This window comes from Synechococcus sp. CS-1328 (assembly GCF_025128095.1).
Classification (GTDB): Bacteria; Cyanobacteriota; Cyanobacteriia; order PCC-6307; family Cyanobiaceae; genus CBW1002.
Map to the genome: position 1 here is coordinate 1 of NZ_JAHLYT010000056.1, position 18,401 is coordinate 18,401.

At 63.8% G+C, this 18,401-nt stretch carries 16 protein-coding genes and 1 tRNA gene; 11 read left to right on the top strand and 6 right to left on the bottom strand.

Translation table 11 applies throughout. The features are described from left to right. The first annotated feature begins 748 nt into the window (after positions 1–748). Positions 749–2,197 (top strand): glycoside hydrolase 100 family protein, encoded by a 1,449-nt coding sequence (locus tag KQ310_RS10335; protein ID WP_259721671.1) that lies wholly within the window; start codon positions 749–751, stop codon positions 2,195–2,197. Positions 2,198–2,339: 142 nt separating this feature from the next. Here the strand turns inward: KQ310_RS10335 and petD are convergent, their stop codons facing one another. Both petD and petB read right to left on the bottom strand, forming a co-directional pair. Further along, complete coding sequence (gene petD, locus KQ310_RS10340; RefSeq protein ID WP_259721672.1) at positions 2,340–2,822, bottom strand: cytochrome b6-f complex subunit IV; 483 nt, start codon at positions 2,820–2,822, stop codon at positions 2,340–2,342. 162 nt (positions 2,823–2,984) lie between these two features. Continuing rightward, entirely contained in the window at positions 2,985–3,659 is a 675-nt protein-coding gene (petB, locus tag KQ310_RS10345; protein WP_197158829.1) for a cytochrome b6, read from the bottom strand. Between the two features lie 122 nt (positions 3,660–3,781). On the opposite strand from petB, the gene ctpZ reads away from it, so the two are divergent. From ctpZ to KQ310_RS10360, 3 genes are read left to right on the top strand one after another with little or no spacing between them, the layout of a single operon-like run. Continuing rightward, complete coding sequence (gene ctpZ, locus KQ310_RS10350) at positions 3,782–5,047, top strand: carboxyl-terminal processing protease CtpZ (RefSeq protein ID WP_399238135.1); 1,266 nt, start codon at positions 3,782–3,784, stop codon at positions 5,045–5,047. Continuing rightward, positions 5,047–6,297, top strand: a complete 1,251-nt coding sequence (locus tag KQ310_RS10355; RefSeq protein ID WP_259721673.1) for an HD domain-containing protein — start codon at positions 5,047–5,049, stop codon at positions 6,295–6,297. The genes ctpZ and KQ310_RS10355 overlap by 1 nt, the downstream gene beginning before the upstream one ends. Positions 6,298–6,324: 27 nt before the next feature. Then, positions 6,325–7,071 (top strand): septum site-determining protein MinC, encoded by a 747-nt coding sequence (locus tag KQ310_RS10360; protein ID WP_259721674.1) that lies wholly within the window; start codon positions 6,325–6,327, stop codon positions 7,069–7,071. Here KQ310_RS10360 and KQ310_RS10365 read toward each other — a convergent pair. Genes KQ310_RS10365 through KQ310_RS10375 form a run of 3 tightly spaced genes read right to left on the bottom strand, consistent with a single transcriptional unit; the run spans position 7,061 to position 9,335 of the window. Continuing rightward, the gene (locus tag KQ310_RS10365) at positions 7,061–7,690 is read right to left on the bottom strand and encodes a chromate transporter (RefSeq protein ID WP_259721675.1); all 630 of its coding nucleotides are present in this window, start codon (positions 7,688–7,690) and stop codon (positions 7,061–7,063) included. The genes KQ310_RS10360 and KQ310_RS10365 overlap by 11 nt on opposite strands. Further along, positions 7,690–8,313: a chromate transporter gene (locus tag KQ310_RS10370; RefSeq protein ID WP_259721676.1), complete on the bottom strand. Its 624-nt coding sequence runs from the start codon at positions 8,311–8,313 to the stop codon at positions 7,690–7,692. Before KQ310_RS10370 ends, KQ310_RS10365 begins: the two co-directional genes overlap by 1 nt. Next, on the bottom strand, positions 8,313–9,335 hold the full coding sequence (locus tag KQ310_RS10375) for a phospholipase D-like domain-containing protein (protein ID WP_259721677.1): 1,023 nt from the start codon (positions 9,333–9,335) through the stop codon (positions 8,313–8,315). Before KQ310_RS10375 ends, KQ310_RS10370 begins: the two co-directional genes overlap by 1 nt. 128 nt (positions 9,336–9,463) lie before the next feature. Here KQ310_RS10375 and minD point away from each other — a divergent pair, with 128 nt between their 5' ends. The 5 genes from minD to KQ310_RS10400 all read left to right on the top strand — a co-directional run bounded on the left by minD (position 9,464) and on the right by KQ310_RS10400 (position 12,269). Beyond that, a complete protein-coding gene (gene minD / locus KQ310_RS10380; protein ID WP_259721678.1) occupies positions 9,464–10,282 on the top strand; it encodes a septum site-determining protein MinD in 819 nt (272 codons plus the stop codon). Between the two features lie 4 nt (positions 10,283–10,286). Continuing rightward, a complete protein-coding gene (gene minE / locus KQ310_RS10385; protein ID WP_259721679.1) occupies positions 10,287–10,586 on the top strand; it encodes a cell division topological specificity factor MinE in 300 nt (99 codons plus the stop codon). A 77-nt stretch (positions 10,587–10,663) separates the two neighbouring features. Continuing rightward, a complete protein-coding gene (locus KQ310_RS10390) occupies positions 10,664–10,885 on the top strand; it encodes a response regulator transcription factor (RefSeq protein WP_259721680.1) in 222 nt (73 codons plus the stop codon). A gap of 31 nt (positions 10,886–10,916) precedes the next feature. Then, a tRNA-Thr gene (locus tag KQ310_RS10395) sits at positions 10,917–10,988 on the top strand. Between the two features lie 153 nt (positions 10,989–11,141). Then, complete coding sequence (locus KQ310_RS10400) at positions 11,142–12,269, top strand: hypothetical protein (protein WP_259721681.1); 1,128 nt, start codon at positions 11,142–11,144, stop codon at positions 12,267–12,269. Between the two features lie 232 nt (positions 12,270–12,501). Here the strand turns inward: KQ310_RS10400 and KQ310_RS10405 are convergent, their stop codons facing one another. Then, positions 12,502–13,344, bottom strand: a complete 843-nt coding sequence (locus KQ310_RS10405) for a hypothetical protein (protein ID WP_259721682.1) — start codon at positions 13,342–13,344, stop codon at positions 12,502–12,504. Positions 13,345–13,846: 502 nt separating this feature from the next. Here KQ310_RS10405 and KQ310_RS10410 point away from each other — a divergent pair. Further along, entirely contained in the window at positions 13,847–16,627 is a 2,781-nt protein-coding gene (locus tag KQ310_RS10410; RefSeq protein WP_259721683.1) for a DUF3854 domain-containing protein, read from the top strand. Positions 16,628–17,572: 945 nt separating this feature from the next. After that, entirely contained in the window at positions 17,573–18,175 is a 603-nt protein-coding gene (locus KQ310_RS10415; protein WP_259721684.1) for a hypothetical protein, read from the top strand. The last annotated feature ends 226 nt before the right edge of the window (positions 18,176–18,401 follow it).

The window sequence follows — 18,401 nt, forward strand, 5'->3', positions numbered from 1 at the left end:
GCTCGCGCCTCCTTCGTCGTAAGCACGCACCCTTTACCCTTGCAGGCAAACGGCACTCGCCCTCAGTGCCTCTCAGCACCGAAGACTCTGCGCTTCCGCCGGTGCTCTCGCTCCCGGTGTGCTGCGCAGTCCAAAACCATAACCCATCTCGCTCCGATCGCGCAAGCTTCCCTCGAATGGCGCAGGTCTTCCTCTGCCTGCCTGGCCAGTCCCGGCCTCTGAAGGCCCCAGCTCAACCGTGCCAGCACGGGCCGAAGCAGCTCCATAGAAGGGGCAGGAGCAGCGACGAGCCAGGCTCAAGAGGTGACTCAGTCAGGAGCCAGGCAAGGGAGTAGGCAGGGATGGCACGGGGGGCAAAACCCGGACCCCTGAGCACCCACATCAGGGCGTCAGGCCGGGCACTGCTCCGCTCAGACTCAGATGCAAGCGGGTCAGGGACGACTGAAACGCTGCTTCACGCCAACACAGCTGCAGTTGCAGGCAGACACAACCCAAGCCCAAGCGCCTGATCCAGCCCTGGACCAAAGCGCAAGCTACGGATCCAGCCCGGGCCCTGTGGCTCCTTCTTGGACCTGAGACCTTCCTTCTTGGACCTGGCAGTGCTGCCCGAAAGAAGCTGTGCACATTCAAGGCTCTGCAGCCACTCTCGGGCAACCTGCATCCCCCCCCTGCATCCCTGAATTGTTCGATCCGTGGTTCAGGGCGGGCACAACGTTTCTAGCGTTGGCCCAAGCTCCGATGGAGGCCCGTGGCCCGACCTTTCAGCCAAGAGCACCAACGGGTTCGGCCCAGCTCCAAGGAAGACGCCGTGGTGATCCGCGCCCAGGAGCACTTCGAGCGCACCCTGGTGCGGGTCAAAGGCGAACTGGTGGGATCGGTCGCCGCGCTCGACCATCCCGGCCGCTCCGGAGAGGCCAATTACGGCGAGGTGTTCCTGCGGGACAACGTGCCGGTGATGATTTATCTGCTGCTGCAGGGCCGTTATGAGGTGGTGCGCAACTTCCTCTCCGTCTCGCTGGAACTGCAGAGCAACGACATCAAGACCCGCGGTGTTTTCCCCACCAGCTTTGTGGAGCAGGACGGGGTCGTGCTGGCCGACTACGGCCAGCGATCGATCGGACGGATCACTTCAGTCGACGCCAGCCTGTGGTGGCCCATCCTCTGCTGGCTCTATGTGAAGCGCAGCCGCGACATGGAATTCGGCGCCAGCCAACAGGTGCAGCGCGGCGTGCAGCTGCTGCTGGATCTGGTGCTGCATCCCACCTTTGAGGGCACGCCGGTGCTGTTCGTGCCGGACTGTGCGTTCATGATTGATCGTCCGATGGATGTCTGGGGCAATCCGCTGGAGGTGGAGGTGCTCCTCTACGGCTGCCTGCGCAGTTGCTGCCACCTGATGGAACTGGCCCAGCGTGACCGCATGAGCCGCCTGCTGCATCAGCGGATCGAGCTCACCCAGGAGTGGATGCATGATCTGCGATCCTTCCTGCTCAAGCACTACTGGGTGACTAGCAAAACGGTGCAGGTTCTTCGTCGACGGCCGACCGAGCAGTACGGCGACCACCAGCACGAAAACGAGTTCAATGTGCAGCCTCAGGTGATCCCCCCCTGGCTGCAGGACTGGCTCGAGAACCGGGGCGGCTACCTGATCGGCAATATGCGCACCGGTCGGCCGGACTTCCGCTTCTACAGCCTCGGCAACTCCCTCGCCTGCCTGTTCGGCGTGATCACGGCGCCGCAACAACGTGCTCTGTTCCGGTTGGTGCTGCACAACCGCGACCACCTGATGGCGCAGATGCCGATGCGCATCTGCCATCCCCCCATGGAGGGTGACGAATGGATGAATAAAACCGGATCAGACCCGAAGAACTGGCCGTGGAGCTACCACAACGGTGGGCACTGGCCAAGCCTGCTCTGGTATCTCGCCGGTGCTGTGCTGTTGCATGAGCAGCGCCATCCCGAGGCGGACGTGCTGTTGATGGGCCAGATGCGGGCGATGATGGAGGAGTGCTACTGGGCCCAGCTCAACCAGCTGCCGCGCCAGCAGTGGGCCGAGTACTTCGACGGTCCCACAGGCACCTGGGTGGGGCAGCAGGCTCGCACCTACCAGACCTGGACGATCGTGGGCTTCCTACTGCTGCACCACATGCTGCGGGTCAATCCCAGCCAGGTGAGTCTGATTGATATCGAGACCCACTGAAGTCAGGTCGACGCAACCCAGCCTGACAAACAACGCTGGATGAATCAGGATCACTGCATGAAACAACATCACTGCATCAAAAAACCCCGGCGTCGGCCGGGGTTGAAGTGTCAACAGAAATAAGGTCTTTGAATCAGCTGATTCAGAACAGACCGAGAGTCAGGGATTTGTCGATCGGCAGAGCGGCTCCGATGCCGAGATAAATCGTGAAGGCTGTGCCAAACAGGAAGGCAGCCATGGCGACTGGGCGACGGAAAGGATTCTGGAACTTGTTGAAGCTCTCAATAAAGGGAATCAACATCAACCCCAGCGGAACCATCGTCTGCAGGGCGATGCCCAGCAACTTGTTGGGTACCACTCTCAGAATCTGGAAAACCGGATACAGGTACCACTCCGGCAGAATTTCCAGAGGAGTGGCAAAGGGATCCGCCTTATCCGCCAGCATGGCGGGATCCAGCACGGCCAGCCCTACAACACAGGCGATCGTGCCCAGGATAACCACCGGAAAGATGTAGAGGAGATCGTTGGGCCAGGCGGGCTCGCCGTAATAGTTATGGCCCATGCCCTTGGCCAGCTTGGCCCTCAGCTTGGGATCGGTGAGGTCAGGCTTCTTGAGGATGTGCATGACGAAGGCCGTGGAGGGAGAGCCGGAAAGCCGGCAGGAACCTGGAGACGAAAGCTAGGAAGGGCGCAAGTCCGAAGGTGTGGCCAGTCCAGGCAACAACGGGTGGATTGCAATACTTCGCAAAACAGGGCCCAGGTCGCATCGGACCTGGGCTGCCTGGAATCACAAGGGACCGGAAATGCCCTGCTTGCGGATCATCAGGAAGTGCATGAGCATGAACACCGCCAGCAGCCAGGGCATCACAAAGGTATGCAGGCTGTAGAAGCGGGTCAGGGTGGCCTGGCCAACGCTTTCGCCACCACGCAGCAGTTCGACCATGAAGTCGCCCACCACGGGCACAGCTGCCGGAACGCCACTGACGATCTTCACGGCCCAGTAGCCCACCTGATCCCAGGGGAGCGAGTAGCCGGTGACACCGAAAGACACGGTGATCACGGCCATGGTGACGCCGGTGATCCAGGTGAGCTCACGGGGGCGCTTGAAGCCACCGGTGAGGTAGACGCGGAACACGTGAAGGATCAGCATCAGCACCATCATCGAGGCGCTCCAGCGGTGCACCGAACGGATCAGCCAACCGAAGCTGACATCGGTCATCAGGTACTGCACCGAGGAGTAGGCCTCAGCGACCGTGGGCTTGTAATAGAAGGTCATCGCAAACCCAGTGGCGAACTGGATCAGGAAGCAGACCAGGGTGATGCCGCCAAGGCAATAAAAAATGTTGACGTGCGGCGGCACGTACTTGGCGGAGATGTCGTCGGCGATCGCCTGAATTTCCAGGCGCTCCTGGAACCAGTCGTATACAGGTGACGACTTTGCGGCAGGAGAGGAATTCGCCATGCAGCGGGCGGCTTGGGTTGCGAGAGTCTACCGACCGCCCGAAACCCTCCGTGAGCGCGCAACGGCAGCCCCCCCCGCCGAACCGAATCCCATCGCAGAGCCAGCCAAGCCGCAGGCCCTGGCTGGGGTGGGCCAGTGAACCCTGGCAGCGCCGGCTGGGACGGGGACTCGGGCTCACCCTGTTGCTGAGCCTGCTGCTGGCCCCCTGGAATGCCCCGGCGGCGCTGGCCCTGAACGACGCCCAGCAACTGGTGGTGGAAGCCTGGCGGCTGGTGAACCAGAGCTACGTGGATCCAGGCCGCTTCGTGCCGATTCACTGGCAACGGCTGCGGCAGAAGGCCCTGGAGCAGCCAATCAGCAGCTCAGCGGACGCTTACGCGGCGATCGAAACGATGCTGACCCCACTCGACGACCCCTACACCCGCCTGCTCCGGCCCACCGAATTCAGCACCCTGCAATCCGCCACCCAGCAGGGCACCGTGACCGGCGTGGGTCTGCAGCTTGGCCTGCGTGCCGCCGACGAGCAGATCGTCGTGATCGCCCCGCTGGACGGCTCTCCGGCCGCCGATGCCCACATCGCCAGCGGTACGGAGGTGCTGGCCGTGGACGGCAGCGACACCGCTGGACTGGGACTCGATCTGACCGCAACACGGCTGCGAGGCGCCTCCGGCAGCACCGTTCTGGTACAGCTGCGGGACCCGCAGGGTCAGGAGCGGGAGGTGGAACTGGAACGGCGCCAGGTGGACCTGCGGCCGGTGCGCAGCAAACGGCTGCGCCAGGACAATCTCACCCTTGGCTACCTGCGCATCACCCAGTTCAGTGAACCGGTGCCGGAACTGGTGCAGCAGGCGATCGCCGACCTGACCGGCAAGGACATCGAAGGCCTGATCCTCGATCTGCGCAACAACTCCGGCGGACTGGTGAGCGCCGGGCTCGCCGTGGCCGACGACCTGCTCAACGGGTCGGTGATCGTGGAGACAGAAGACCGTGGCGGCATCGGCGATCGCCAGCAGGCCCATCTCGGCGTGCTCTATGACGGCCCGATGCTCACCCTGGTGAATGGCGGCACGGCCAGCGCCAGCGAGATCCTGGCGGGCGCCCTGCAGGACCAGGAGCGCAGCCGGCTGGTGGGCAGTCGCACCTTCGGCAAGGGCCTGATCCAGACCCTGATTCCCCTGGGAGACGGCAGCGGCCTGGCGGTGACGGTGGCCCGCTACCTCACCCCGGATGGTCGCGACATCCAGAACCAGGGCATTCGGCCTGATCTGGAGCTGGCGGCGCCGGAACCACTCGATCCGGGCGGGGAGGACGACACTTGGTTGGCGGAGGCCCAGCGACTGCTGACCCACCAGATCGAGCAGGCACAAGCCCCGACCCACGCCCAGTGATGGGCCAGCGCACCTATCACGATCCCCTGCATGGCGCCATCCAGCTCGATCGGGAGGATCCAGCCGAAGCCCTGGCGATCGACCTGATCGACACCGCACCGTTCCAGCGGCTGCGTCGGATCCGCCAGCTTGGACCGGCGTTCCTCACCTTTCACGGTGCCGAATCGAGCCGCTTCACCCACTCCCTCGGCGTGCTGCATCTGGCCCGCCTCGCCCTGCAGCGGCTGATCCGTCAAGACCCCTCCCTTGAGGAGCACAAGGCCGTGCTGTTTGCCGCGGCCCTGCTCCACGACCTGGGCCACGCCCCCTTGAGCCACACCGGCGAGGACATGTTCGGGCTGCGCCACGAGCGCTGGTCTGCGCGGCTGGTGCGGGATCACCCGGATCTGCGGCAGCGCCTCGATGCGGAAGGCGTCGGCACCGCCGATGCGGTGGCGGATCTGCTGGAGCACGGCCGCTATCCCCGCCAGGCGATCGGGGCCCTGGTGAGCAGCCAGCTCGATTGCGACCGCCTCGACTATCTGGTGCGGGACAGCTACAGCGCCGGCACCCGCTACGGCCAGCTCGATCTCGAACGCATCCTGGCGGCCCTGACACTCGCGCCCGACGGCAGCCTCGCCCTTCACCCCAAGGGACTGATGGCGGTCGAGCACTACCTGGTGGTGCGCCAGCTTATGTATCGCAGCGTCTACAACCACCGTCTCAACGTGGTGTGCAACTGGCTGCTCAGCCAGGTGATCGCCGTGGCGCGGCGGCTGGGTCCAGGGCAGGTGTTCAGCGACACGGTGATGGGCCGCTGGCTGTGGCACAGCGACGAGCTGGACCTGGAGACCTACCTGGCCAACGACGACCTGCGCAGCGGCTACCACCTGCTGCGCTGGCGGGAGGAAGGGCCCGAGGAACTCAGGGAGCCCTGTGCCCGTCTGCTGGATCGGCGCCTGCTCAAGGCCACCGACGTGAGCGATCTGGCCAGCACCCAGCGGCTGGAGCTGCTGGCCGAGGTGCAGGGAATGGCCCGGCGCCAGCAGCTGGTGGCGGAGCGCTGCTGCGGGCTGCAGCAGAGCCAGAACCGGGGCTATCACCCCTACAAAGGCGGGCTGCGGCTCTGGGATGGCGAACGGCTGGAGGCGCTCGAAACCCGTTCGCCCCTGGTGCGGAGCCTGATCCACCCGGTGGAGCAGGCCTGGCTGATCCATCCTGCGGAGGTGCGCGAGCCCTTGCAGCAGCGCCTGGCGGAACTGCACACCTAGCCTTCGCCCCAATCGAATCCGGAACGGATGGCAGCGGTGTTCCTGGCGGCGGCTCCGGGCCAGCCCCACCGGCTGGTGCTGACCGCCACGGCCGATGGGGCCAGCGGAGTCGAGGAGGTGCGCTACGCCCTCGGGGCCTCACCCCCACCGGGCTGGGTGGAACTGGAGGCCCTCGATCTCCGCCTCACCTTGCCGCAGCTGCGGGCCATCCAGGAACTGCTGGACACGGCCGGGCATGGCCTGCTGCGGGTCGTCAGCCGCAGCGACGACACCCTGGTGGCTGCGGCCGCCCTTGGCGTCGAGAGCGGCTGGCCACCGCCACCGCGGAACGCCGAGCTCGGAGCCCATCCCGGCGAGAGCCCTGCCTCAGCAGCGGCTTCCACAACCGGCCAGGAGCTCGAATTCCTGATCCATCGGGGCACCCTGCGCTCCGGAGATCATCTGCAGGCCCCCGGCTCGGTGCTGCTGCTGGGGGACGTGAACCCGGGGGCCCGGATCAGCGCGGCTGGCGACGTGCTGGTCTGGGGCCGGCTGCGGGGCGTGGCCCATGCCGGCTGCCAGGGTGATGACCAGGCCAGGATCGTGGCGCTGCAGTTGCGCCCCCTGCAATTGCGCATCGCCGCGGCCGTGGCCCGGGGCCCTGCGGAGCCGCCACCGCCGGGCCTGGCGGAGGAAGCCCGGTTGATGGACGGAACGATCCGGATCGATCCCGCCGGACCTCAGCTGCCCAGGCCACGGGGGGGCCTGAGCGCAGCCGAGCGGATCAGCGGTTGATCACCCCGAAGCCGCCCAGCACCCCTGCCACCGCCATGAACCAGAGGGGCGAGATCCGCGTGCGCAGCATCAGCGCACACACCACCAGCGACACCACCACCCCGGGGGGGTTGGTATCGGCGGTATGGAGGATTTTCAGGCCCACCGCGAACAGGATGCCGAGGGTGATCGGCCCCAGGCCCCGCTCAAAGGACACCCGCCAGGGGGAATCGCGGAAGCGCTGCCAGCTGAGGCAGGCCACCACCATCAGCAGGGTGGAGGGCAGCAGGATGGCGCATTCGGCTCCGTAGGCCGAAAGCAACGCCCAGAAGGGCCCCTCACGCTGGGCCGCCCCCAGGCCAAGCAGGCCCACGATCATCGAGCTGGGTCCGGGCGCCGCCTCGGCCAGGGCGTAGAGATCGGCGAACTGGGCATTGCTGAGCCAGCAGAACTGGTCGACGCTGAGATGGTGGTATTCGGCCAGCAATGTGTTGCCGCCCCCCAGGGAAAACAGCGACAACGACAGGAACTCCCCGATCACGCGCAGCAGGTTGGCCAGATCCGAGAGGGGCAGGGGGCTGCAGGCCTGGGCCTCGGCCAGAAGCCGGGTCGATGGGGACAGCCAGATCAGAGGCACCATCAGGGAGGACCCGATGGGGTTGTGCCTGGGCGGGGCCAGTACCACGCCATTGCGAGTGGACCGAGCACCAGTACCACCGGCACGAGGCGCACATGAGCCAGGGTCAGGGCCAGGAAGGTGACGGCCGCCAGCAGCAGGGCCATGCGGTCGCTCAGATAGGTGTGGAGAATCTTGAACCCCATCGACAGGGCCATGCCAGCGGCGGCGGCCACCACTCCGGCAAGCACCCGATCCACCGCCGGCAGCCCATGCAGCTGGAAGTAGGCCAGCCCCACCAGCATCAGCAGAGTGAAGGGCACCAGCAGCATGCCGGCCAGGGCCACCAGAGCGCCGGGCAGGCCGCGAAACCTGGTGCCGATGTAGATGGCCATGTTGATCTGATTCGGCCCAGGAAACAGACGGGCCACCGTGAGCCCGGTGATGAAGGCCTCATTGCTCATCCAGCGGCGCTGTTCCACCACGATCCGCTGGCTCCAGGCCGACAGGCCACCGCCGAAGGAGGAGAGGGCGACCTGGAGCATGCCGCTGAACAGGGCCCCCAGCCCGGGGGGCGGGGCCAGGGCGAGATCCTCGTCAACAGGATCCCGATCAGGGAGGACCACGCCCTCAGGAGGGGCACCCATCAGTCGTGCACGAAGTGGGGATCGGGCGGCAGCTCACCCTCCTCATGCAGGCTCGGATCCAGCGGGTCGGGAGCGTCGTATTTGCAGGCCTGGTCCCAGTCGGCCTCGAAGGTGGCCTTGAGGCGCTGCACCACCGCAGGGGCATCACTCTCGATGCCGAGTTCGCGCCGCAGATCGAAGGCGCTGCGGTCGATGTTCATCGAGCCGGTCTGGGCAAAGGCCCCATCCACCAGGATCAACTTGGCATGCAATTTGAGGTGCTTCTGCCGGCGCACCTTCACCCCGAAGCGGCGCATCACCCGAAGGGAGGAGAAGGTGTCGTAGATGTCCCAATCACTGATGCCGTGCTTACCACCGCACAGCACCCGCACCTTCACACCCCGCTCCCGCGCCGAGAGGATGCGCTCAAGGATCACCGCATCCACGAACTTGGGGTGCTGGATCCAGAGGGTGTGACGGGCCGCGTCAACGATGCGGGCCATCTGGCCTCGGCTGTGCATGCTGCTCCACACCAGGCCCACGGCGAGATCGGGCTGGAAGAAGGTGCGGTTCCAGTCGGCCTCGAAACCAGCGATCACCTGCTCGATCACCGGGGCCGCGTAGGTGACCACGCCGTAGTCGCGGGTCTGGGTGAAATATTTATCCGACAGGTTGAAGGTGGCGATCAGCGCACAGTCGTGATCCACCACCAGCGACTTCTCATGGGTCACCGGAAAGGCCTCGCTGGTCCAGGCCACGGCAATCCCCCAGCCCTGCAGTCGGGAGTAGGTCTCGTCATTCCAGCGGTCGCCGCCGGAGGTGTGGGGGTTGAGCATCACCCGCACCTGCACGCCGCGCTGCTGAGCCCGCAACAGGGCCTGCTCCACCGCTTCGGACTGGAGCTTGAACTGCTTGAGACGCAGCTCCGACCGGGCCTGGTCGATCAGCGCCACCACCGCATCGGCTCCGTCGTCCGGCATCACGATCAGGTGCTGATGGCTGCGGATCGGCACCGGCGGCGATGCGGCTGTCGATTCGGCCACGCGTCTATCCCGGGCAAGGGGGAGGGAAGAAACCCTGTTCTATCGGGGTCCGGGTCCGGCGGCCCGCATCAGCCAGCACCGCCAGCGCCTGGGGGTGGCCTTAACCTGCTGCAACGCCAGCCAGTGCCGTGACCGCCGCCCCGACGCGCATCATTCTGATCTGCTCTGGAAAAGGCGGAGTGGGCAAGACCACCCTCACCGCCAACCTGGGCATCGCCCTGGCCCGCCAGGGTTCCCGCACCGCTGTGCTCGACGCAGATTTCGGTCTGCGAAACCTCGATCTCCTGCTGGGGCTCGAGAACCGGATCGTCTACACCGCCCAGGAGGTGCTCGCCGAGACCTGCCGCCTGGAGCAGGCGCTGGTGAAGCACAAGCAGGAACCCAACCTGGCTCTGCTGCCGGCGGGCAACCCGCGGATGCTGGAGTGGCTGACGCCGGAGGATATGCAGCGGATCGTCGCCCTGCTGGCCGAGCGCTTCGACATCGTGCTGATCGACTGCCCCGCCGGCATCGAAGACGGCTTCCGCAATGCCGCAGCGGCGGCCCGCGAGGCGATTGTGGTCACAACCCCGGAGGTGTCCGCCGTGCGGGATGCCGACCGGGTGATCGGGCTGCTCAACACCCAGGGGATTGAGCCGATCCAGCTGGTGCTCAACCGGGTGCGGCCCAAGATGATGCTCAACCAGGAGATGCTGGCGGTGAGCGATGTCACCGACATCCTGGCGCTGCCACTGCTGGGCCTGGTTCTGGAGGACGAGCAGGTGATCGTCTCCACCAACCGCGGCGAACCGCTCACCCTGAACGGCAACGGCTCACCAGCCGCGAAGGCTTATCACAACATCGCCCGGCGCCTGCGGGGCGAGACCGTCCCCCTGATCGATCCGGCCAAGGAGGGGCAGGGCCTGCGGGCCAAGCTCGGTCGATTCATGCAGACCCGGATTTTCTGAACCGATGACCCTGCGCGATTTCATCAACCGACTGCTGGGTCGTCAGCCCGCCAGCGCCACCCTGGCCAAACAGCGGCTGCAGCTGGTGCTTGCCCACGACCGCAGCGACCTCAACCCCGAGCTGCTCGAGAAAATGCGGAGCGAGATCCTTGAGGTGGTCTCCCGCTACGTGGAGATCGATGTGGAGGGAGGTGATGTGAGCCTCGAAACCGAGGACCGGGTCACCGCCCTGGTGGCCAACCTGCCGATCAAGCGGGCCCGTGCCATCCCCCTGGCCGCCGTCGCCGAGCCGGCGGAAGGGTGAGCCAGCGGATTGCTGAGTCGCCAGAAAGCTGAGCCTGTCCGTATTGGGGAATCCTGCAGACAGCTCGACCCGGATCGATGGCTCTCTGCACCAACACCGCTCCTTTCCCCCTGTCGCCGCTCACCCCAGCGGAACAGCGGGTGCTGCAGCAGCTGCGCTGTGGCTTCAGCAACAAGGGCATCGCCGCTGTGCTGGTGGTGAGCCCGCGCACCGTCGAAAGCCACATCTCCAATCTGCTGGCCAAGACCGGTTGCCGCAACCGCACCCAACTGCTCCTGTGGGCGCTGGGGGAGCGATAAAGTCGGCGCGGGGCCTGAGGGCCCGGCCCTTGCCGGCTTAGCTCAGCGGTAGAGCAGCGCTTTTGTAAAGCGAAGGTCATCGGTTCAAATCCGTTAGCCGGCTTCCTGCTTCAGTTCAAGAAAGCGCTCCACCATTGGGGTCTGGGCGTATTGGGCAGACTGAAGCGTCCACACGAGCGAGCCTCCTCGCGCCCGGTTTGACACGGATTTGTCCGAGTGTTGTCCGACAGACTGAGGGGGATCAAAGTCTTGAACCATGGACGCCGAGGGCCTGCGTGAGCTGCTGAAGAAGGATCGTCTGGTAGGCCGCGGCCAAGGATCCCTCTTCAGTGACCGAGGGTCCCTCTACCTCCGGGTGGACGGGCTTCGGCTTCGCTTGGGGGTCCCTGAAGAGTCGGCCCGCTACGAAGAGGTCCGTGACCTGGTTCATGGCCTGCAAGCACTAAGACGGAGGGGCGCCCTCAGCCGGCCTGCTTGGGAAGCCCACCTTCGACAGCTGGAGACCGAGCAGGCTGCAACGAATCTGGACGGCTTTGCGGAAGTTGCAAGGTTCGTCTTGGCACAGAAGCTCGACGAGGGAGCCTCTGAGGCAACCGTCCGCTCCAGGTACTTCCCTGTGCTGCGCCGGATGTACGAACACCCCTCTGGCGCACCATGGGCAACAACCACAATTAGGGAGGCACTTCAACCCCTAGCCCCCTTAGGCCAGACAAGGAGGCAAATCGTGCCCTTCCTGCGTCAACTTGCTCAGGAGCTCAGCAAGCCCTGGGATCCGGTGCTTGATCGAGCGGCAAACGCAGGTAAGAAGATCGAACGAAGCCGCGGACTCGACTACTACGACGACCAAAGGATCCTCCGGATGCTTCATGCGGAGCTTGAGCCGGAGTGGAGAGTCGTGGTCGGCCTTCTTGCCATTTACGGCCTGCGCCCATGGGAGGTCACCGTCGCGGAGCCCTGCGAAAGGTACCGGAAGATGGTCTGGGTCAATCAAGGGAAGAAGTCAGCTCGCGGAACAAATCCCCCGAGATCTGTCCCCCCTTTCAGAAGTGAGTGGGTCGAGGAGATCGATCTTTTCCAGTTGTGGCGAATTCACGGACTGCCAGAGGCCCTAGGGGTACAGAACCGACGACAAGCCGGCAGCATCATCCAGGTGGCACTCCAACGGAAATCCCGAGGGGTCCTCACACATGGGGAAGGAGCTTATGGATTTCGTCACTCATGGGTCCGAAGGATGCACCAGGCCTTCGAGATCTCCGATACGGACGGGGCACTCTTTGCAGGGCACACCCTGGACTGCCACATCCGCACCTACAGGAGCTGGCTTCCCGGCATGGATGATCCGTACCAGCGGCTCACCACCCATGAGTGTCCAGCAACCGAGTGATGTTCTCAACATGGAACTGCATCCTGTCCCGAGTGCCAACAGTGATGCAGCGAAAATGCTTGCCCCTGACCCAGTGCGGGGCCGTCTTGGAACGATCGCGAAGGGTCGTCGGGCTCATACCAAGCTGGCCAGCCGCATCCCCGGTCCCAAACCATGAGCGAGCCCTAGAGCAGGAAGCAACAGGGCGAGCGGAGTCCACCACAAGCAGGGGTCCTATCAGAGTCCTTACACCCTAGTCGGTCAAGCGCAGATCGTGACAAGCGTGGAGCTGCTGTTCCGACTTGGAGGGCAGCACCGCCAGGGGGTCACCGGGCGCGCCCGTGAGCTCATCAATCAAGCCGCGCGGGGTTCTGGCCATCCCATCGATGAGGCCGAAGACCTTGCAGATACCTTCTGCATCCAGAGAAAGCTCTTCAGGCTCGTATTGATCAAGTCCAGCCGCCACTGCAATAAGCTTCGACGCGCGCTCCCTTGCAGGAAAGACCTTCTCTGCGATGGCCTTGACCTCAATGAAATCCTTCCCTGACCTGGAGATCAGTCGTGACGCGTACTGAGGGAAACGACTGACAGCGATTTCCATGCTCTGGTCACCTCTGGCACCCCCCACAACCCCAGTGATAGCAATGTATCCCAGGTAAAGCAACATCCATCCTCCCTGATCCAAGGGCAGGCCACTTCGGGGATCTTCGATCACGAAAGCGTCCTTAATCAGGCCCTCAATCTTGGAAGTAACAGGCGCCGTTCCGAGCTTCTGGAACAAGTCACGACGATTCTGGTAGGCCCAAACAGCCAAGTTGATGGCTCCAAAAGCATCCAGAGTCTTAACGCCCATCATCCGCATCTTGCCATTTCGGATGTGTGAGATCTGGGAGGTGTGAAGTACTCCCGTCTCGTTTAGCGCCCAGGTCGCGAGGGCCTCGGTGGCTGGATGGCTCCATTGATTTCGAGCCAGCCAGTAGATCATGACTGCACTCATGTGCTGCCTGCCCAGCTCACGCCGGGTGTGCCCATCGGCGGGGGCGCCGGGGATCAGGAACTGCGGCGACAGGATCGCCGTGGCAAGAGCTTTCGTCATGCTTCGCACCCTAACGAGTCCACGAGCAGAGAGGAAGGCGTTCCACAGGAGGCATTTCTGTCAGCATGCGCATTGGGGTCTAGGCTGTCGGAGTACTGACAGCAGACCACCATGACATCGAATGCCGAACACCGCTTCCTGTCCGCTCAAGAATTTGGAGGGTGGTGGGCACCTGTAAGCCTTCGCGATGCCTTGTCAGGCGGCAGGTTTGTAGGCCAGACGATGCGGGAACACCGCAGGCGCCAGGAACGCATCAAGCGCCGTGCTGCCAAGGCCTCCTCTTTCCCTGGGTGCAAGCGCCGTAACGGCCGTAAAGACAGGTAGGCCGTCACGCTCCGATAGGCGGCGACGGGACCTAGTGCTCCGTCGCCGCCACCATTGACATGAGCCCCAGAAGCTCAGTCACGAAAGAGCCGGGGACGAGTCAGCCGGCCCAGCGGTTCGACTTCTGGCCCCACACAGGGGGCACCTCTCTCCCCCCTCCCCCTTGCAGCTGAGTGCATTGTTCGGATTTCCCTATTCCGTCCCCCCACCACAGACGCCGACTCAAACGGCCGCATTCATCGAAGCGGTAGCCGAGCTCGCCACCTATGGCATTGATCCCAATCTGGCTATGGCAAGCATTCGGGTAGGGGTTGCCCCAGAGCAGGAACAGGCCTGGGCACGTCTTGAGCGTAAGGCTGCAGAGAACTCCTTGCATGGCCAAGCCGCTGAGATGCGCCGCATAAACGACTGGACCAGGCAAGCCCGTCAAATCGCATCGACCAACGGAATCGGGTTCTACGGCGTCAAGGTGGTGCACGGCGTCATCAAACAGGAGGCGACCTTCTCGACGATGCGACGACCTACTGGACCTCGTTATGACAGTTCCTACCAATCGGACGCCGACCGGATTTATCTAGCACCGGTGCCCTTGTCCGTCGCGGCCCGAATCTTCCCTGGGACCTTCACCAAACTGGGGTACACGCCAGATCAATTCTGGAGGCACGTCCTTGCAGACCCGAAGATCGGGATCTATCTGGAAGAGGGCGTGAAGAAGGCTCTCGCTCGTCTCAGCGCTGGAGGTGTCGCGATCGCACTGGGAGGCATCGATGGAGGATTTCAAGCTGGGAGTGGGGGCAGGCTCCAATCCATCCTCCGCAAGTTCGCGAAGGGTGGGCGACAGATCATCGTTCAGTTCGACCGGCCCGGTGAGAAGCGCCCCGAAGTCCGCGCCGGTAAGCGAATGGTCCGGGCTTTAAATGCCAGTGGAGCCGACGCCAGACTTGCACTCTGGGAAGGCGACCAGAAGGGCACCGATGACGTACTCAAGATGCTCACAGAGCTGCGCAGGCTCGCGACAGAAGACCTTGAGCTCTTGCCCAATGAGCTACGTACCCGAATAGAGGCTTACCTGCAAGCTGCACCTGATTCAGCGACGGCACTGGCGATGCTCACTGTCGCAGAATTGGTACCTGATGGAGATGCACCTCGACGCCTCACCAGAGAGCCCTGGCTGATCTCCTCAACAGAGTTCAACGTGGTTCATGTTCTCGACGGCTTAGGTCTCTCCAATATGAGCGCCGCTGCCTGGGATGGGAACCACACACTGGCGATCGCCGGTGCCACTGGCACGGCAAAGACTGAATCTGTGCTGGCCGCACGTGATGCTCTAATCGACGCCAATCCAGAAGATCCAATCCTCACGATATGCCCCACCTACCGGGCCTCATTGGCTGGAAAATATGGCAGCCAGTTCGGCGTTCCTCTGATCCGCGGCAATAAAGTGCTACGCGCCGGCTCAACGAAACCAGGAGCATCTTTCTGCCTAGAGTCTGGCCTCAGGCCTGGGGGACTGGAAGACCTGCATCGCAAGCTCAAGGACGGCGCTCGCGCACTGCTTCTACTTGACGAAGCTGATCAGGTGCTGGTCTCGTTGCTCATCGGCGGGACAGAGCCTCTCGTAGAGAACCGCCGCAAGACGCTTGATCTCCTGCTCGCACTACTGGCTCATGAGAATGTCCTTACCGTCGCCCTTGATGCGGGGCTAAGCGATATGACTCTGGACTTCCTGGAACACGCCACGGGGCGTCCTGTTCGACTGCTCTCAACCTCGTTCACCAGGCAGAAGTCAGTTCGGTTAGTCACCCACAAAACCGCCATAGGGAAAGCATTACGGGCCGCAGCAGATGGGATTCCTGTGCGAGTGGCCGTGGCAACCCCGAAGCTTGCTGCCGAGGTCGTCGAAGCTCTTTCTGAACACATTCCCAAAGACAAGATCCTCACCATCACTGGAGAGAACTCCGGCGAACCGAACGCGCTGGTATTCATGCAGGATCCTGATGGTCAGGCTCCTCGGTGGCGTGCACTCGTTCATACTCAGGCGCTGGTCTCGGGCGTGTCCCTGACTGGTGGGCATTTCAAGGTCATCGTCTGTCTGCAGGATCACGCGATGGGCCCCGCAGACGTGATCCAACTCCTGAACCGCGACCGTCTCGCGACACAGCGCTTCCTCGCCATTCGGCGTTCCGTACCGCAGGCCTGCCCACAGCATCGCATCAGCAGCCCTAAGGGAGTGGACCGCTACTACCGCGATCTCGCGATGCAAGCCGACCCCGGCCGCTTTGTAGAGGATCTCCGGACAATGCCGTATTGGCTCCACTCGCTGATCTCTCGATTCGAGGCCCAACAAGTCTCTGAAGCTCTGAACAGCGAGGTTGTTCTGCGGCGCATGCTGTCCGAAGAGGGATATGACATCGCCGAAGTCGATGACGAGACGGAGATGGCACGGGAGCCAAACCCCAAATCAGGACCTACAACCACTGAGGAGCCAACAGGACCAGGGGCAATCCCAGAGATATGGCAACTCGTCACGGGGGAGGCTCTTCTAGAGGAGCACCACGAGCGAGTCGACCATGAGCTGGAAGGAAGCTTGCCGACCGACAGAATCCTCGCCGACCTGACAGAAAAGCTTGCTCTGGCGCGGGGCTTGAGACTTGATCGTCTGGCCACCCTGGGCACTTCATACACAGCCAACACGCCGGAGGTGATGGAGACATGGGAAGCGCTTTGCACCACAGACAAACCGATGAGGCAAAGGCTCACCCGGGCTGGCTACTTTCAGAAGGTGAAATTGATCCCGGGCTGTGATCAACGGGGTGTGGTGCCGCCAGTGAATATGCGCACCATCGGTGCCGTCTTGGCGAAGGTGGGCGGGAAACAAGCGCAGACCGGCTACGAAGGGGGCCGGGGGAATCAGCTCCGAGCCTTCCGCGTGGCTCCCAACCTGCACATAGGTTCCTGATTCTGTACTCGCTAAATACCCCTGGCCGATTGTCGCTCTATAAAGACAAGCCATCTCCCCGGGGTATTTGGCGCATACCATCCCGACCTTTCACACCCTCTACCACGCCGCACCATCGATGGGGTTCCCCCTATTTCGTGGAACCAGATGCGTATGACACCGCACCCTCAATGCTTTCGTCCCTGAGATTTCCTCCCGATCAAGCCCGGAATACTTCGACGTCTCTTGCGAATGGCCCCATGGATCAGGTTCGTTCCCTCCCACCCAGCAACTGCTCTCCAGTTGCGATCGAGGTCCTGAATCGCTCGGGAGGCTGGGTGGCCGGCTTCAGTCTCCTTCGGTTCAACGATGACGGCACTGTCAAGGTCATGAGCGATCGCTCGGGTGCTGTCCGTGATCTGCCTCAGACCGCCTGGCGCGACCTTCCTCCGGCCCTTACCTGAGCCACCACGGAAGACAAGGTCAGACGACTTCTGCACTGTGTCTGACCTACGCCGCCAGATCTTCCCCGAGTACAAGAAGGGCCGGCCCTCCATCGCTGAGCGAAGAGCTGCCCACCGGCGCCGGTTCCTGGAGAGCTTCGATGTTCCGCTCTCTTGGTGGCTGAGCGGACCGGAATGGCCCTGCTGCCCGGTTCCCGAGAGATCAGACAAGGCGGCGGATGGTTTCGGCTTCTGACGGAGAAGCGACGCTCTGGAGCTGCTTGGGCGGGAACCGGCCTGGCCACGATCAAGACCCTTCTACCGGTTCTAGGTGCTGCCGGCTGGCACACGACAACGGCTGGCCAAGCATCCCCCACCTGATCCACCTTCAGAGAGGTCTCTGGTGTGCCCCTCCCCGCCAGTGACCGAACTGTTCTCATCGCCTGCCCGGTTCGATTCCCTGCCGGTCCGCTGCGATCCGCTGCGACGCCCTGGAAGCCTGAGGACACCGCCTGAGGACACCGTGACAGCCCCGCCATCTCCCTGGGAGCAACTCGACGGGGAGCACGCCCGCGACTTCGAGCGATTCCTCAGCTATCTGCATCTGGGGCCCAGCCGTACGAACGTGGCCACGGCTGGGGTCTGCGGTTGCTCTGAGGCCTTGGTCCGTCGCCTTGCCGTCGCCTGGGACTGGAAGGAACGGGCCGCGGCCTACGACCGCCAGCGTGGGCGGAAGGTCAGTGACTGCCTGCTGGAGGCCGTCCAGGGGGATGTAGCCACCTACCGCGACGCGCTGACTGCCTACCGGGATCAGCAAGTGCGGAACGCCGAGGCCCTGACCAATGCCGCCAGCCTGATGCTGCAGCTCTGCGTTCGCAGCGTGAAGCAACTGCAGGAGAGCGGTGCCGCCGTGCCGCCGGCCTCCCTGGGCAGCCTCTCCGCGGCCGCCTGCAAGATGCTGGAGCAATCAAGCAACACCGTGGCGAGTCTCCTGGGCATCGACGAACTGACCGCGATGCTTGACGACGACGATGACAACCCCCGCCCCGGGCCCCCACTCCTCGAACCCCTGCCTGGGAGCACTGGCGAGACCGCCGAGGCCCTGCGGAACGTGGCCCGGGCCTGAGCCTGCCGTCAGATCAGCCCCCGCCCCCGGAGTCCTTCGGTCAGCAGCTCCCGCGACGACGTCCGGGGAGCGACGCCCTGGGCCTCGATCACCTTCAAGGTCGCCGGAGGGATCCGCACGCCGAAGGCCTTGAGGGAATCCGGGTCGGTACGGAACCGCCCTGAAGGGTCCTGACGACAGGGGGTCGGATCAGCAGCAGGAACGGTGGGGCACGGCTGAGATCTGA